General features: G+C 63.8%; 14 protein-coding genes. 6 read left to right on the top strand and 8 right to left on the bottom strand.

Annotated features, from left to right (window positions below; translation table 11 throughout):
• Nucleotides 1–126 precede the first annotated feature (126 nt).
• On the top strand, nucleotides 127–774 hold the full coding sequence (locus tag ACIQWO_RS15910; protein WP_046290724.1) for a YitT family protein: 648 nt from the start codon (nucleotides 127–129) through the stop codon (nucleotides 772–774).
• Between the two features lie 19 nt (nucleotides 775–793).
• On the opposite strand, the gene ACIQWO_RS15905 is transcribed toward ACIQWO_RS15910, so the two are convergent.
• The gene (locus ACIQWO_RS15905) at nucleotides 794–1717 is read right to left on the bottom strand and encodes a LysR family transcriptional regulator (protein ID WP_039395699.1); all 924 of its coding nucleotides are present in this window, start codon (nucleotides 1715–1717) and stop codon (nucleotides 794–796) included.
• A 170-nt stretch (nucleotides 1718–1887) separates the two neighbouring features.
• On the opposite strand from ACIQWO_RS15905, the gene ACIQWO_RS15900 reads away from it, so the two are divergent.
• From ACIQWO_RS15900 to ACIQWO_RS15890, 3 genes are read left to right on the top strand one after another with little or no spacing between them, the layout of a single operon-like run.
• Entirely contained in the window at nucleotides 1888–2913 is a 1026-nt protein-coding gene (locus tag ACIQWO_RS15900; protein WP_402825791.1) for a DUF1338 domain-containing protein, read from the top strand.
• A gap of 37 nt (nucleotides 2914–2950) precedes the next feature.
• A complete protein-coding gene (locus ACIQWO_RS15895; protein WP_402825788.1) occupies nucleotides 2951–4450 on the top strand; it encodes an aldehyde dehydrogenase family protein in 1500 nt (499 codons plus the stop codon).
• Between the two features lie 20 nt (nucleotides 4451–4470).
• Entirely contained in the window at nucleotides 4471–5667 is a 1197-nt protein-coding gene (locus ACIQWO_RS15890; RefSeq protein WP_402825785.1) for a PLP-dependent aminotransferase family protein, read from the top strand.
• A gap of 90 nt (nucleotides 5668–5757) precedes the next feature.
• Here the strand turns inward: ACIQWO_RS15890 and ACIQWO_RS15885 are convergent, their stop codons facing one another.
• The gene (locus tag ACIQWO_RS15885; RefSeq protein WP_402825782.1) at nucleotides 5758–7212 is read right to left on the bottom strand and encodes a 2-hydroxymuconic semialdehyde dehydrogenase; all 1455 of its coding nucleotides are present in this window, start codon (nucleotides 7210–7212) and stop codon (nucleotides 5758–5760) included.
• Nucleotides 7213–7443: 231 nt separating this feature from the next.
• On the opposite strand from ACIQWO_RS15885, the gene ACIQWO_RS15880 reads away from it, so the two are divergent.
• Nucleotides 7444–8181, top strand: coding sequence for a GntR family transcriptional regulator (locus tag ACIQWO_RS15880; protein ID WP_402825779.1), 738 nt, complete (start codon nucleotides 7444–7446; stop codon nucleotides 8179–8181).
• Between the two features lie 18 nt (nucleotides 8182–8199).
• Here ACIQWO_RS15880 and ACIQWO_RS15875 read toward each other — a convergent pair whose 3' ends face one another.
• From ACIQWO_RS15875 to ACIQWO_RS15865, 3 genes are read right to left on the bottom strand one after another with little or no spacing between them, the layout of a single operon-like run.
• Nucleotides 8200–9378, bottom strand: a complete 1179-nt coding sequence (locus tag ACIQWO_RS15875) for a M20 aminoacylase family protein (RefSeq protein WP_402825776.1) — start codon at nucleotides 9376–9378, stop codon at nucleotides 8200–8202.
• Nucleotides 9379–9427: 49 nt separating this feature from the next.
• On the bottom strand, nucleotides 9428–10669 hold the full coding sequence (locus ACIQWO_RS15870; protein ID WP_402825773.1) for a diaminopropionate ammonia-lyase: 1242 nt from the start codon (nucleotides 10667–10669) through the stop codon (nucleotides 9428–9430).
• 55 nt (nucleotides 10670–10724) lie between these two features.
• Nucleotides 10725–11993 carry a Zn-dependent hydrolase gene (locus tag ACIQWO_RS15865; RefSeq protein ID WP_402825770.1) on the bottom strand — a complete coding sequence of 423 codons (1269 nt, stop codon included), beginning with the start codon at nucleotides 11991–11993 and terminating at the stop codon, nucleotides 10725–10727.
• A 159-nt stretch (nucleotides 11994–12152) separates the two neighbouring features.
• On the opposite strand from ACIQWO_RS15865, the gene ACIQWO_RS15860 reads away from it, so the two are divergent.
• Nucleotides 12153–12626, top strand: coding sequence for an Lrp/AsnC family transcriptional regulator (locus tag ACIQWO_RS15860; protein WP_402825768.1), 474 nt, complete (start codon nucleotides 12153–12155; stop codon nucleotides 12624–12626).
• A 35-nt stretch (nucleotides 12627–12661) separates the two neighbouring features.
• Here ACIQWO_RS15860 and ACIQWO_RS15855 read toward each other — a convergent pair whose 3' ends face one another.
• The 3 genes from ACIQWO_RS15855 to ACIQWO_RS15845 form a co-directional block, all read right to left on the bottom strand.
• Nucleotides 12662–13801 (bottom strand): porin, encoded by a 1140-nt coding sequence (locus tag ACIQWO_RS15855; RefSeq protein ID WP_402825766.1) that lies wholly within the window; start codon nucleotides 13799–13801, stop codon nucleotides 12662–12664.
• Between the two features lie 87 nt (nucleotides 13802–13888).
• Entirely contained in the window at nucleotides 13889–14590 is a 702-nt protein-coding gene (locus ACIQWO_RS15850; protein ID WP_402825763.1) for an HD domain-containing protein, read from the bottom strand.
• Nucleotides 14591–14595: 5 nt separating this feature from the next.
• Entirely contained in the window at nucleotides 14596–16128 is a 1533-nt protein-coding gene (locus tag ACIQWO_RS15845; protein WP_402825760.1) for an alkaline phosphatase D family protein, read from the bottom strand.
• Between the last annotated feature and the right edge of the window lie 121 nt (nucleotides 16129–16249).

Genomic DNA, 16249 nt, shown 5'->3' with positions numbered 1-16249 from the left:
CACTCACTACATAACAAGCTGTGAAGCTGCGCGTCGCCCGAGACAGCGACGCGGGAAATCTTCGGCGGCGCGTTCCGGCATCAGGAGAGCCGGGCGCGCCGTCTTGTCGTTCCTGACTTACTGATCATGAAACACGATACGGGCGCTGTATCCGGCGCCATTGCGGCAACCGACACAATCGGTGTACCGCACTCCGTGGTCGAAGACATCTATGCGATGGTCATCGGCATGGCATTTGTGGTGGTCGGTCTGGTGCTGCTCAAGGCTGCCGGGTTGGTTACCGGCGGCGTAGCTGGCATCGCACTGCTCGCCTCTTACGTCTTTCCGCTACCGGTGGGCACCATCTTTACGCTGGTGAACATTCCGTTCTTCCTGTTCGCGTACTTCACGATGGGCGCGCGCTTTGCGCTCAAGTCGACGGTCGCGAGCTTCGGCATTACCTTCGCCCTCGCGGCCATGCCGCAAACGTTCGACATCGCCTTCGTCAATCCGCTGTTCGCCGCGTTCGTCGGCGGCACGCTGTGCGGCATGGGCATTCTGGCGTTGGCGCGACACGGGGCTGGCGTCGGTGGCACCGGCATCGTCACGCTGTGGCTGCAACGCAAGCGCGGCATCAATGCAGGCATCACGCAGGTGTGCATCGACACGACGATTCTGATCGCGTCGCTCGCCACGATCCCGGCCGGACGCGTCGCCTGGTCCGCCATCTCGGCCATCGCCATGAGCGCGATGGTCGTCGCGTGGCATAAGCCCGGGCGTTACACGGGACGCTGATCGATCCCGCCGTCCGCCATCAGGCGGGGCGATAGTCCGGACGGTACGTCGGTCGGTACGCTTTCGCCTGATCGAGCAGCCACTCGCGGAAAACGCTGAGTGGCTGCCCGTGTGTCAGTTCCGTCGGGTAGACGAGGTAGTAAGCCGACTCGGCCACGCTCTTCACGTCGAACGGAATCGTGAGGCCAAGCGTCGCCAACTGTCCCTCGACGAAGAACTTCGGCACCAACGCAATCCCTAGCCCCGCCGCCGCGCCCGCAATAAGCATGGTGTGCAGTTCGTAGCGCACGCCTTGCAACGCCCGGTGGTCCTCGACGCGCTGCTCGGCAAACCACTGCGACCAAGCGCTCGGGCGCGTTGTCGAGTGCAACAACGGATACGTCAGCAAATCCGCCGCAGTGCGCACCGGTCCCTTCAGGATCGATGGACGGCACACCGGCACCACTTCTTCCCCGAACAGATAATCAGACGACGTGCCCGGCCACGTCGGCTGGCCGAAGTGAATCGCCGCCTCGAAGTGCGTCTCGTCGAACGTAAAGAGGTCGGTGTGAACACCCATGTTCACGCGAACGTCCGGATGCCGGTCGTCGAAGTCTTTCATTCTTGGAATCAACCACTCTGACGCGAACGTTGGCAGCACCGCCAGTTCCAGCGAGCCGCCGCCGCTGCCGTGCGCCATGATGGACAGGGTGTCGCGATCCAGTTGTTCGAGCGTACGGCGCACCTGCGTGCCGTAAAGCCGTCCTGCGCGGGTGAGCACCACGCGCTGCTTGGCGCGGACGAACAGCCGCACGCCCAACTGCGTCTCCAGCGTGGCGATCTGGCGCGACACCGCGCTCTCGGTCAGAAACAGCTCGCGGGCCGCATGGGTAAAGCTTTCGTGCCGGGCGGCTGCCTCGAACGCCAGCAGCGCCGCTGTGCCGGGGGTCTTGAATTTGCGCATGTTGATTCCAAAAACGCATCAAGTGGCAATTTTATCTCGCTTTACGCGCGAAGCATCCATTCCAATAATGCAGTCACTGCAAGAAGGCATGACGGTGCGCCGCATGCCATGCCCTGACACCTTCACCCTGTGATGCCGCACAAGACGGCATCCCCCTGCGAGACAACCTGATGCGCAACGCCAACGTGCAGTCCTTGCTGGTTTCCCTGATCGGGGAGGCGCGTACCGACGCGCTTTTCGCCACGCTCAATTCGCCGTCGATCCTGTCCGACTTCGAGCCGGGGTGCATCACGCGCGCCGAACTGGCGCAAGCCATGAACATGGCGCTGTTCGAAGGGCTGCTCGCGCGCTCGCAAAATGGCCGCACCTACACTGAAGAAGCGATTGCCGCTGGCGGTGGCGTCTACTTCGATCACGGCGCGCTGCGCACCGTGCGCTGGGACCAGAACGGTGCCCTGCCGCCGGGCGAAGCGGCATTCACGCGCATTCTGCGTCCGCTCGGTTTCAAGCTGAACGGTCGCTATCCGCTGGACCGCCTCGGCATGACGGGCCGCGCTTACGCGCATGAAGACGCCCCCGAAGAGATTTCGCAATTCTTCGTGAGCGAACTGCATCCCGAGCGTTTCTCGGAGACGTTCCAGCAAGCTGTGTCGCGCGTCGTCGGCACCTCGAAGGACCCGCTCACACCGGCTGCCGTCGGACAGCTCTGGGAACTGGAGCGCGACGGCACGCTGCCGCTGGAAAGCGCGCAGGCGCTGCTGCCGGTGATCGTGGGCGCGTTTGCGCGTCAGCACGACGTGCCGAGCGAAGCCGACTACGAACTGTTGCTGGCAGAATCGGCCGAAATGGCATGGATCTCCACCGAAGGCAATGCGTTCAACCACGCCACCGACCGTGTGGAAGACGTCTTCGCCCTGTCGGACGCCGAGAAGGCCAAGGGCCGCCCGATGAAACCCGAAGTCGAGCGTTCGCGCTCGGGTCGTGTGTTCCAGACGGCCTATCGCGCCGACACCGTGCGTCGCGAGTTCCGTGGCAAGAACGGCGAGACCGTGACGCGCGACGTGCCGGGTTCGTTCTACGAATTCATCACGCGTCACCGCGAGTACGACACTGCCAATCGCTGCTGGAAAATCGATCTTCGCTTCGATGCCGGTAACGCGCAGGGCATTTTCAAGATGACGGCCAACGCCAAGTAATCAACGAATCAACGCTGAATTCCATAAGGGTATTAACGTGAACGCGACCTCCATCCTCAACGAACTGGGTATTGCCAAACTGGCCGAAGCGGGCGACATCGCCGTGCACTCGCCGATCAACGGCGAACTGATCGGCCGCGTGACCAGCGCATCGGTCGTCGACGCACAAGCTGCCCTCGCGCGCGCGCACAAGGCGTTCACGGCATGGCGCAATGTGCCCGCCCCGCGTCGCGGCGAGCTGGTGCGTCTGCTCGGCGAAAAGCTGCGCGAACGCAAGCAGGCACTGGGCGCGCTCGTCACGCTCGAAGCGGGCAAGATCCTGCAAGAAGGTCTGGGCGAAGTGCAGGAAATGATCGACATCTGCGACTTCGCGGTCGGCCTGTCGCGTCAGTTGTACGGTCTGACGATCGCCTCGGAGCGCCCCGGCCACCGCATGGCCGAGACGTGGCACCCGATGGGCGTGTGCACCGTTATCTCCGCCTTCAACTTCCCGGTCGCCGTGTGGTCGTGGAACGCTGCGCTGGCGCTGGTGTGCGGCAACGCCGTCGTGTGGAAGCCGTCGGAAAAGACGCCGCTGACCGCACTGGCCGTCAACAAGCTGATGGAAGAAGTGATTGCCGAATTCGGCGACGCGCCGGAAGGCCTGACCGCGCTGATCATCGGCGGTCGCGACGTGGGTGAGGCACTCGTCGCCGATCCGCGCTCGGCCATCGTGAGCGCCACGGGCAGCACCGAAATGGGTCGCAAGGTCGGCGTGGAAGTCGCACGTCGCTTCGGCCGCTCGATTCTCGAACTCGGCGGCAACAACGCCGGTATCGTGACCGAAAGCGCCAACCCGGAACTGGCCCTGCGCGGCATTCTGTTCTCGGCGGTGGGCACCGCCGGTCAGCGTTGCACCACGCTGCGTCGCCTGTTCGTGCATGAGAGCGTGTACGACAAGACTGTCGATCGTCTGAAGACGCTGTACGGCAAGGTCGCCATCGGCAACCCGCTGGAGCGCGGCACGCTGATGGGCCCGCTGATCGACGAAGGCGCTTTCAAGCGCATGCAAGGCGCGCTCGATCAGGCACGTGCACAAGGCGGCAAGGTCACGGGCGGCGAGCGTCACGTCGTGGCAGGCAACGAAGGCGGTTTCTACGTGAAACCGGCCATCGTCGAAATGCCGTCGCAAACGGAAGTCGTGCTGACGGAAACGTTCGCGCCGATTCTCTACGTGCTCAAGTACAGCGACTTCAACGAAGCCATCGACGCCAACAACGCGTCGTCGCACGGTCTGTCGTCGTGCGTGTTCACGAACGACCTGCGCGAAGCCGAGCGCTTCACGTCGTCGGCCGGTAGCGACTGCGGTATCGCCAACGTCAACATCGGACCGAGCGGCGCAGAAATCGGCGGCGCGTTCGGCGGGGAGAAGGAAACCGGCGGTGGCCGTGAGTCGGGTTCGGATGCATGGAAGGGTTATATGCGCCGCGCCACGAACACGGTGAACTACTCGTCCGCCCTGCCGCTCGCGCAAGGCATCGACTTCTCGATCGAGTGAAGTCGCGGTAGCGAACCGACATGTACGACTTTACGACTCCCTTCGCGAATCCGGCTGGCTCGCCGATTCGCGAGCTGTTCAAATACTTGTCCGAGCCGGGCATGATCTCATTCGCTGGCGGTTATCCGGCGAGCGATCTGTTCGACGTAGACGGTCTGGCCGCCGCGCAGGCGCGTGCGTTCGCTCAACCGACGCGCTGCCTGCAATACGGCCCGACCGACGGCCTCGCGGAACTCAAGGCGCAGATCATCGCGCTCATGGCGCAACGCGGCGCACCGTGTGCGTCCGAGGAATTGCTGGTGACGACCGGCTCGCAGCAGGGGCTCGATCTGTTGCTGCGCGTGATGGTCGCACCGGGCGATGTCGTCGTAACGGAACAGCCCGACTATCCGGCGACGTTGCAGGCGCTGCGCTTGCAACAAGCGAAGATCGTCACGGTGCCGGTCGATGCGGACGGTCTCGACGTCGCACAGTTGAGCACGCTGCTGCGCGACGGCAAGATCGCCGTGCCGAAGCTGCTTTACACGGTGCCGACGTTTGCCAATCCGACCGGGGCCACGCTCTCGCGCGAACGCCGTATTGCGTTGCTGAAGCTGGCAGTGGAATACCGCTTCGTGATTGTCGAAGACGATCCGTACGGCGATCTGCGCTTCTCCGGTGAGGCCGTGCCGACGATACTCGGTCTGACGGCCGAGGTGCCGGGATCGCGTGACTGGGTGGTGCATTTCTCCAGCCTGTCGAAGATCGTGGCGCCCGGCTTGCGGGTGGGCTGGACGGTTGCGCCGCCGGAGATTGCGCGACGTTGCGTCGTCGCCAAGCAGACGGTCGATCTGTGCAGCGTGCCGTGGACGCAGGCCGTCGCCGCCGAGTATCTCGCGGAAGGATCGCTCACGCGGCATTTGCCGAAGATCACCGAGGCCTACCGTCTCAAGTGCGAAGCGATGTGCAACGCCCTGCGCGACAAGCTCGGCGACGCGATTCAGTTCCACGCACCGCAGGGCGGCATGTTCGTGTGGGCGCGTCTGGCGGCAGTGAAGACGAGTGCGCTGTTGCCGAACGCGATTGCAGAGAAGGTACTGTTCGTGCCAGGCACGGCGTTCTTTGCCGACAACGTTGACGAAGCGTCGCTGCGTCTGTCGTTCGCGGCCCCGGCCGTGACGGCGATTGAAGAAGGTGTGGCACGTCTCGCACGTGCGATGGACGCGACGGGCAAGTAAGTCGCGCCATCATGACAAGGGCCTCGCTGGCCGTCCTGACATCGGACGGTTTGCGAGGCCCTTGGCGTTTATGATTCGCTGCTTTGTTGCTTACAGCTTCACGCAGACGTTACGCAGCTCCGTGTAGAACTCCAGCGAGTGCACGCCACCTTCGCGTCCGATGCCCGACTGCTTCGCGCCGCCGAACGCCGTGCGCAGGTCGCGCAGGAACCACGCGTTGATCCAGCACACACCCACTTCCAGTGCCGCACCCATGCGGTGTGCGCGGCTGACGTCCGACGTCCACACCGTCGCGGCCAGCCCATAAGGCGTGGCGTTCGCCATCGCAATCACTTCCTCTTCCGTATCGAACGGTGCGATGTGACAGCACGGCCCGAAGATCTCCTCGCGGATCACCGACGCCGTCTCCGGCAGTCCCGTCCAGATCGTCGGCTGCACCCACGCACCGTCCTTCATCGACGCGGGCATGTCGGGGACACCGCCGCCGGTGACGACCGTCGCGCCTTCTTCACGCGCCTTCGCGTAGTACGACAAGACCTTCTCGCGATGCACCTGCGACACGAGCGGGCCGAAGGTCGTGCCTTCCGCGTACGGATCGCCGATCTTCAGTGATTCGGCACGTTCCTTGAGCGCTGCCACGAAGCGCTCGAAGATCGGACGCTGCACGTACACGCGCTCGGTGCCGAGACACACCTGACCGCTGTTATCGAACGCCGAGCGGGTGATGCCCGCGACGGCCTTGTCGAAATCCGCGTCGGCAAACACGATGCCCGGGTTCTTGCCGCCCAGCTCGAACGACACGGGACGCACGCCATTGGCGGCGGCCTTCATGATCGCTTCGCCGGTACGCGTCTCGCCCGTGAAGGTGATGCCGTTCACGCCCGGATGCTCCGTCAGGAACGCACCCGCCGACTCCGGCCCGAAGCCGTGCACGACGTTGTAGACCCCCGGCGGCACACCGACTTCGTTCATGACCTCGCCGAGCAGCGTCGCGGTCGCGGGCGTTTCTTCCGACGGCTTCACGACCACGGTGTTACCGAACGCCAGCGCAGGGCCAACCTTCCACGTCATGAGCAGCAACGGCAGATTCCACGGGCAGACGACGGCTATCACACCGCGTGGCGTGCGCACGCCGTAGTTGAGCGCGTTGCCGCCATCGGGCGTCGTCATCGCGAACGACTCGGTCGGCACGTTCTTGATCATGTCGGCGAACACCTTGAAGTTCGCCGCACCGCGCGGGATGTCGAGATGGCTCGCCAGTCCGTGCGGCTTGCCGGTGTCCGCAATCTCAGCGGCGAGGAAGTCGTCGAAGCGGCGGTTGATGCCGTCAGCCACGGCGTGCAGCAGCTCCACGCGCTGCGCGACGGTCATCTTGCCCCACGGACCGTGAAGCGCGGCACGGGCGGCGCGCACAGCGGCGTCGACTTCGCTGCGCCCGGCTTCGTGGACGAGCCCGATCACGCTGTTGTTCACCGGATTACGGTTCTCGAAGGTGCGCGGGCTGGACACCCACTCACCGTTGATGAAGTTCTGGAAATCCTTCATGTCTCACGCTCTCTGTCTGGTTGGATGCTGGATGCAGGTTGGCGTCAGCCCCCGATAACGGGCAAAGGGCTGACGTCGGCATGGAGCACACGATAAATCCGTCACCCGATCCTCGTCAACATTTTCTCGAGAATTTTTATTTATCTCGATTATTTGTCGATTTTGCGACAATCCGAAGGAAGCCGCTTATACTCTCGGCACTCGTCCCCACAGGCCCTGACCGCTCGACACATGCATAGCCCGACCGCCCCTTCCGCCCCGGCAGCAGACACCACGCTGGCGCAAAGCGCCTACATGCGTCTGCGCAGCGACATCGTCGAGGGGCATCTCGCGCCGGGCGAAAAGCTGCGCGTCGAGCATCTAAAGGATCGGTACGAAGTGGGCGCGGGGACGCTGCGCGAGGCGCTGGCGCTGCTGGTGGCGGACGCACTCGTCGTCCAGCACGGCCATCGCGGTTTTCGGGTGACGCCGATCTCGCTGGCCGATTTCATCGACATCACCGAAACGCGCGTGCAGTTGGAGACCGAGGCGTTACGTCAGTCGGTCGCGCTGGGAGACGATGCGTGGGAAGCGGATCTGACGAGCGCCTTCCATCTGCTCACGCTCGCCGAGGAGCGGCTTGGCAAGGATGGCGAGCAGGATGTCGGACAGTTTGCCCAGTGGGAAGCACGAAACCGCGCGTTTCATGAGGTGTTGATTCGTGCGTGCCCGTCGCGCTGGCTGCACCACTTCCTGGCGATTCTCTATCGCCAGTCGGAGCGTTATCGACGGCTGTCGATCACGCACCGTCCGGTGCCGCGCGACGTCCATGAAGAACATCAGGCGATCTTCGACGCGTGCCTTGCGCGCGACGCCGAGCGCGCGGCAAAGCTGCTCGCCGCGCACATCCGCAAGACGCTGGAAGCCGTTCGCGAACTGCCCGACGCCGTGATCAACGCCGGAACGGTGCCGCTCGCGGCTGTCCGCTAAGCGGGCAAGCGCAGGCCCTCAGCGCGGCAAGCTGTCGCGCACGATCTGCGCGAAGTAGCGCGCGCCGAGCGGCAGGATCGCGTCGTTGAAGTCGTAGCAGGCGTTGTGCAACGGAATCGCGCCGGGCTCGTCGCCGCTGCCGTTGCCGATGAACGCGAAGTTGCCCGGCACGTGCTGCAAGAACACGCCGAAGTCTTCCGACGCCATCACCGGCGCGATTTCCGCATCCACCATCCCCTCACCTGCCACCGTTTGCGCTGCGCGGACGGCCAGCGACGTGTTGTCGGCCCAGTTCATCGTCGGCGCAAACTCGTGCGTGTATTCGAACTCGCAGTGTGCGCCGTGCATCGCGCATGTGCCCATGCAGATGTCGCGCATGCGTGCTTCGAGCAGTTGCTGCACGTCCGGCGTGTAGCTGCGCGTGTCGCCCCGGATCTCGACGTTCGTCGGAATCGCGTTACGAATGCCGTCCGTGATGAACTCCGTGCACGACACTACCGCCGACAATCCCGGGTCGACGCTGCGCGACACCACCGTTTGCAACGCTACGACAATCTGTGCGCCGATCACCAGCGGATCGACCCCCATGTGCGGCCGCGCTGCGTGCGTGCCCTTGCCACGAATCCGGATGACGAAGTTGTCCTCGCTGGCCATGATGCCGCCCACGCGCGTGGCAATGCGTCCCGTCGGAATGCCCGGCATGTTGTGAATGCCGTAGATCGCATCGATAGGAAAGCGCTCAAGCAGCCCGTCGGCAATCATCGCCTTTGCACCACGCCCGTGTTCCTCGGCGGGTTGGAAGATGAAGCGCACCGTGCCGTTGAAATCACGCGACTCGGCCAGCAGCTTCGCCGCCCCCAGCACCATCGACATATGCCCGTCGTGGCCGCAGGCGTGCATCTTGCCGGGGACTTGCGACGCGTAGCCGCGACCCGGTGCCTTCTCGTCGATCAGCAACGCATCCATGTCGGCGCGAATGCCGATCGCGCCCGTGCCGTCTCCGACGCGCAGATTCGCCACGATGCCCGTGCCGCCGATATTGCGATGCACGTCCAGCCCGAGGCTTTCGAGAATCGTCGCCACCGTCTGCGAGGTACCGATCTCCTCGAACCCCGTCTCAGGCTGACGATGGAACGCATGCCGCCATCCGGTCAGCGCCTGGGCGAAATACGTCTCTTGTGCGGTGTCATGACTCATACGTGGCTCCGGCAATCGGCTTGATCAATAGGCTAGATGCGTGACGAGATTAGCGTGCGAGCCACGCCTGCTGGCGCGCGTCGACCGACGTGGCTGGCTCGCCGACCAGTTCGGCATAGACGGACGGGGCCGTCGCGCCCTCGGTGCTGATGAGCAACACACGCGAGTCCGACGTGAGGCCGAGCGCCGACGCCATCGCGGGCGTGGCTGCCGCCAGCATCAACCCCGCCAGCCCGGCCACACCGGACTCCCCGGCGACGAACGGCACATCGTTGTCGGTACCGCGTGCGAGGCGTTGCATCGCCTGCACTGCGTGTGCGTCCGTGACCGTCATGAACGCGTCGACCGACGGTTGAAGGAAACGCCAAGCGAGCGGCGACGTCTCGCCACATGCCAGCCCGGCCATCACCGAGTCCACCGATCCCGAGGCCGACGCGGCTTTCCCCGCGATAGCGCTCTGATACAGACAGTCCGCCTGCTCCGGCTCGACGACCACGAACGTCGGGCGCCACACGCCCCAGCGCTCCCACAGATAGCTCACGATGCCTGCCGCCAATCCGCCTACACCGCCTTGCAGGAAGACGTGTGTGACGGGGCTGGCCGAATCCTTTTGCGACGCGTCGCCATCCAGCGCTTCCGAGACCTCCGCCGCCACCGTTCCGTAACCTTGCATGACGTCGCGCGGGATGACTTCGTATCCATCGTAGGACGTATCCGAAACGACATGCCAGCCGTGACGCGATGCCAGCGCCGCCGCCTCTTCGACGGAGTCATCGTAATTGCCTGCGATACGCACGATCTCCGCGCCATACGCCGCAATCGCTTGCTCACGTTCTTCGCTGACATGCGCGTGCAAAACGATCACACAGCGGCAGCCGATGCTTTGCGCAGCAGCCGCCAGCGCACGACCGTGGTTGCCGTCCGTCGCGCTGATCGCGGTGAAACCGGCCAGCGCGTCGCGATGCTCGCCGTTCAGCAGCGACTTCGCGGTGAAACCCTTCCCTTCGAACTGACGCAACAACAACCGCACGAGGGCAATCGGCGCGCCCAGCGCTTTGAAACTGCCGAGCGCTGAGCGTGACGCTTCGTCCTTGACCAGCACGCTGCGCACACCGAGCGACGCTGCCAGATCCGGCAGTGAGCGCAACGGCGTAGCGCCGGGTGTCAGTCCATCCCAGTGCGCAAGCCACTCGCGACTCTGCTGCGCACGAGCGATGCTCATGATGTCCTGAAGATCTGCCGGGTACGGCGCGCGTGCAGCCTGCGGGTTGACGTAAAGCTTGGGGGGCATGGGGGGCTCCGGTATTGCGGGATGTAGCTGAATGTTCGTGACGGCAACTGATGACTTACTGCGACACGCCCAAGCGTTGCGCGACGACATCGAGCAACACCTCGGCGCCGCGCACCAGTTGGTCGTCATCGGTATGTTCACGCGGGTTGTGGCTGATGCCGCCACGGCTTGGCACGAAGATCATCGCCGCCGGGGCGATACGCGCGATCATCTGCGCGTCGTGTCCTGCGCCCGACGTCATGCGCTTGTACGACAGACCGCGACGCTTGACGCAGGCCTCGATCACATCGGCCAGTTCGGCATTGAAGACGACCGGCGTAAAGCGCGCCAGACGCTCCGTCGAAATGCGCACGCCTTCGGCCTCCGCGATCTTCGTCAGGAAATCGGCCAGACGCGCCTCGCTCTCGGCAAGACGCTGTTCGCTCGGATCACGCATGTCGACGGTGAACACCGCGCGGCGCGCAATTACGTTGATGACACTCGGCTCGAACTTCATCGTGCCGACAGTTGCGAGTGTCGTGCCGGATTCGACGGCAATCCGTCGCAGCTCGGTCACCGTCGCCGAAGCGACATAGCCCGCATCGTGACGCAGACGCGTCGGGGTCGTGCCCGCATGGTTGGCGTTGCCCTGCACGGTGATCTGCTGCCACGAGATGCCCTGCAAGTTCTCGACCACGCCGATCTCCAACCCCTCAGCTTCGAGAATCGGCCCTTGTTCGATGTGCAGTTCGAGGTATTCGTGGGGGGCAAGCGTGCCGGGTTCCATGTCACCGGCATAGCCGATGCGCACGAGTTCGTCGCCCAGACGCGCGCCGTCCGTGCCGATGGCGTCGAGCGCTTCGTCGACGGGCAAGCCACCTGCGTGCACGAGCGAACCCATCATGTCGGGGTGAAAGCGTGCGCCCTCCTCGTTGGTGAACGCCGCCACCGTGATCGGACGCGACGGCACAATGCCCGCGTCGCGAAACGCGCGCACGACGGCCAGACCGCCGAGCACGCCGTAGCATCCGTCGAGCGCACCGGCGTTGACGACTGTATCGATGTGCGAGCCCATCATCAGCGGGCGGGGCATTTGACCCGACGCGTCCGTCGTCGCCGAGGGCAGCGTGCCGAAGATGTTGCCGATGCGGTCGATCTGCACGTCGAGATCGAGCGCGCGCATCCACGCGACGACCTGATCGCGACCGGCCTTCTCGTCGTCGGTCAGCGCAACGCGCGTGCGGCCACCCGCGACGGGATCGGTGCCGATCTCGCCGAGTTCGCGAAGTTGTTGGAGCAGGACGGGGCCGTTCAGGCGAAGCGCGGGGGTTTTCGTGTCGGACATGAGGCGGTCGGTTGTTTCTGTAGGGGGCGAAAGCGCGCTGCGGCATGGACTTCGGGAGGTCGCCGCTAGCGGAGTATCATCGGACAGCCTGAATAATATTCCGGAGCGCGCGTACGATTTACGCGTTTTAGGCGTCTCTATCGAATTTTTATTACGCAAATGAGCCTCGACGGTTACGACATCGCCCTCCTTGCGGCGATTCAGCAGGATGCGACAACGCCTCAGCATGCGCTGGGGGCGCAGATCAATCTGTCGTCTGCGGCAGTGAACCGGCGGCTGAAGAAACTCGCGGAGGAAGGCGTGACACGCAAGACCGTCTCGCTGGTCGACCCGGAGCAGGTCGGCTATCCGCTCACGATCATCACGGAAGTCGAAGTCGAGAACGAACGTCTCGACCTGCTCGACGCCATGAAGCGCAGCTTTCTAGCCTGTCCGCAGGTGCAGCAGTGCTACTACGTCGCGGGGGAATGCGACTTCGTGGTGATCATGGTCGTGCAGAACATGGCGCAGTACACGGCGCTCACGCGCGCGCTCTTCTTCGAGAGCAACAACGTCAAACGCTTCAAGACGCTCGTCTCGATGAGCAACGTGAAGGTCGGGTTGGAGGTGCCGCTGGACGCCGTCGCAGACTGAACCTGGCGACGGCGTGGAGAAGATGGCGTGACGGCTCAGAACTTATGCCGAACGCCTGCGGTGACATACATCTGCGAATTCACGCCCGCGTCGACGTAGACGGTGGCAATCGCCGCCTGTGCCGGACCGATGCCGTTGTACCCCGTGGCGTGAGCGTACGTCACCACACAGTAGAGGTCCGTACGCTTGCTGAGGCTGTAATCCACCGCCGCACTGACCTGATGGTAGTGCGCCGACGAATCGCCCGATGAGTTCAGATAGTCGTAACCCGTCTGCGCAGCGAGCGCGGGCGAGATCTGCCACACGGCGTAGACGCCATAGCTGTCGTAGCGTTGCGTCGTTCTGAACGTCGAGGCGGCATCCGCGTTGTAGTACGACTGGCTGTAGTAGCCGCCGAGCGTAACGTTGCCGAGCGTGTAACGTCCCCCTGCGCGATAGATGTCGATGGACTTCGCACTGGCGTACGCGCGATTCACGGCGCTCACGAAGAAGAAGTCGGTCGTGCTCGACGGACGCGTCGTCGCGCGGGCGTTACCGTTATCGATGTGCAGATACCCCGCCGCCAGCCGCGCCGGACCGAACGTATAGGAGCCTGCGGCACTGTACGTCTGACCGGATGCCTGCGCGCCCGCCACGCCACCGAGCGCGTACATGCCTTCGATCTGTACGCCGCGCCACACCGGGCTCGTCCACTTCACGGAGTTGCTCACACGTGCCGTGTTCTGCGAGTTGTCGACATCGCCCGGCGCAGTCCAGTAGCCCGCCACGAAGAAATTGCCCTGCGTCGGCAGCACCTGATCGATCAGCGGGTCGTACTGCCGCCCGATCAGCACCGAGCCCCACTCACGGCTCGTCAGCCCAACATACGCCTGACGCCCGAATTCCCGCGAGCCTTGCAGTAACTTGCCGTTGGTCGAATCGAAGCCGTTCTCCAGCTTGAAGACGGATTGCAGCCCGCCGCCGAGATCCTCGGTGCCGGTAATGCCCCAGCGCGTGCCGAGGCCGTTGCCGGTCACCATCGAGATCTGGCTTTGCTTGCCGCCTGCGTGATTCACATATTGCAGGCTGGTATCGATGATGCCGTACAGCGTCACCGAACTCTGCGCCATCGCCACGGACGGCATCGCGCAGACGGCACCCAGCAGCAGACCTGCCGCGACGGGCATCTTCATCATGTTATTTCGCATAACTAATTAACTTATCAACAGTTGACGAATTCTCATTCGTCAGCGGTTATGGGATCAGGAAGGGTTCAGAAGCGATCAGGACGTTGGGCGTGTCGTTGTAATCTCGTCGCGCAGCAGCTCGACATAGGCGCGCATGGTGGCGATGCGGTGTTCTCCGATGCGCTGCGCGGTGGCGGTCGTCAGCCCGTCGGCGAGGTGCAGCAGCTTGGTCTCGAAGTGATCGAGTGCGAAGCGCCGGTCGTCCAGTTCGCGATGCGTGGCGAAAGGATCGAGTGGGTCGTAAAGCCGCGAGCCATTGCGACCTGCGACGTAGAACGTGCGTGCGATACCGATGGCGCCGATGGCATCGAGCCGGTCGGCGTCGCGCATCACGCGCGCTTCATTCGTCCGGGGTTCGATCCCTGCCGAGAAGCTATGCGCTTCGATGACGTGTGCGGTGGCATCGATGCGGGCGGCGTCCCACCCCAGCGTGCGCAGCACTTCGCTTGCCTTCTCCGCCGACAGCCGTGACGCCTGTGCGCGGCGCGGGTCCGTCTTCTCCACTTGCACGCAGTCGTGCAGCAGCACCGAGACCGCCAACATCTCGAGATCGAGCCCCGGGTCGTCGGTGGCGATTTCCGTCACCAGTTTCCACACGCGAATCAGATGCGACCAGTCGTGCGAGCCGTCGTCGCTGTCCTGCTGATCGGCGGAAACACCCATGATCCGGAGCACGGCGGCGATCACGTCTCCATAGGGGAAGAAGGCTTGCAGCAACGGATGAGTCGTAGCGTTCATGACGTTCAGATTTCCTGTGCGCCGGTCTTGCCGTTCTCGACGACGAAGCGTTTGCTCGTCCGGACGGTGCCACCGGGCTTGTCGGTAAAGTCGATCGTGCGCAGATCGGTGAATAGCGAGTCACGCGTGACCGTGCATCGCATGTAGCCGCGCTGCTGACTTTCGTAATAGTTGACGTGCGGGTTCATCGGCAGTCCCTGCGCCATCGGTTTATCGAGCGGCTCGGGCCACAGCGCGCTGATCGATGTCCCCACCAGTTCGGTCATCGGTGCGGTGCGCGGGTCGTCGCCCACGTTGCGCACCACGGACGAGATCATGTACGAATGAATGTCGCCCGAGAGCGAGACCGGGTTAGGCACACGCGCCGCCGTGATCTGGTCGAGGATGCGATTGCGCTCGGCGGGATAGCCGTCCCACGATTGCAGGTAGCGGTAAAGGGCGTCATTGTGCCGCATGTCGAACGGCGTCATCTTGACCGTCGAGGCGATCACGTTCCACTGCGCGGGCGTGTTCTGCAAACGATCCTTGAGCCACAGTTCCTGTCCCGCGCCAAGCATCGAACGCTCAGGCGCATCGTTGGCCTTGCATGCCTGTTCGTAGACGCCGAACGCGAACTTGCTATCCGACACCGAGGCACACGGCGTTTCCGAGTCGCGGAACTGACGCGTGTCGGGAATCGTGAGACGCATCAGATTGCCAATGTCGTAGCCGCGCTGAATCTGCATGGCGGGCGACGCAGGCAGCGGCGCATAGCGCACAGGCTGAAACTCATACCACGCCTGATACGCGGCCGCGCGGCGCTTGAGCTGGGCGACGTCGGTGGTGTTGTCTTCGAGGCCGTCGTGGTTGTCGAGCGTAAGAATGAACGGGAAGGTTTCATGCGCACGTCGCAATGCGGCGTCAGTCTTGTATAGCGCGTGACGACGGCGGTAGTCGTCGAGCGTCATCGGCAGTGCGCGGCGCTCGTGGTCACGTACCCCGCCACCACGACTCACGTCGTAGATGTAATCGCCAACGTGCATCACGAACGACGGATCGTCAGCGGCCATGCCGTCATAAGCATCGAAATACCCTTGCTCCCAGTTTTGACACGACACGACATTGAACCGGAAGCGCGAGATATCGGCGCGCTCGGACGGCAACGTGCGAGTGCGTCCGACCGGGCTCAGCTCGTTGCCGCAGCGAAAGGCGTACCAGTACTCGCGATCCGGCGCGAGGCCCGCCACATCGACGTGCACCGAATGCCCGTACATCGGCTGTGCGAGGGCGACGCCGCGCCGCACGACCTTCGTCATCCGGCGGTCGGTCGCGACCATCCACTCGACGTTCACCGGCGCGCTGGCCACAGGGCTGGTGTCGACGGTATCGCGTGCGAGACGCGTCCAGAGCACGACCGCGTCCGCTGTCGGATCGCCGCTGGCGACCGAGAACGGAAAGCGGGTGCCGTGCGACACGCTGCGCGCGCTCGACTGCCGGATGATCACCGCCGGAGCACCCACCAGAAGACCGGAGCCGGCGAGAAAGGTACGACGCTTCATTGCTGTTTCCCATTACACTGCGAATGCGTCGAAGTATGCATTTCGGATCGTGTCATACGTATGACTGACGGATTTTAACCACTAAACTCGAATTTTTAAAAATTCAACGCGTGAATGAACG

Origin of the sequence: Pandoraea sp. NPDC090278, from assembly GCF_044772185.1 — a bacterium.
Classification (GTDB): Bacteria; Pseudomonadota; Gammaproteobacteria; order Burkholderiales; family Burkholderiaceae; genus Pandoraea.
This window is presented reverse-complemented; position numbering and strand designations above follow the sequence as displayed.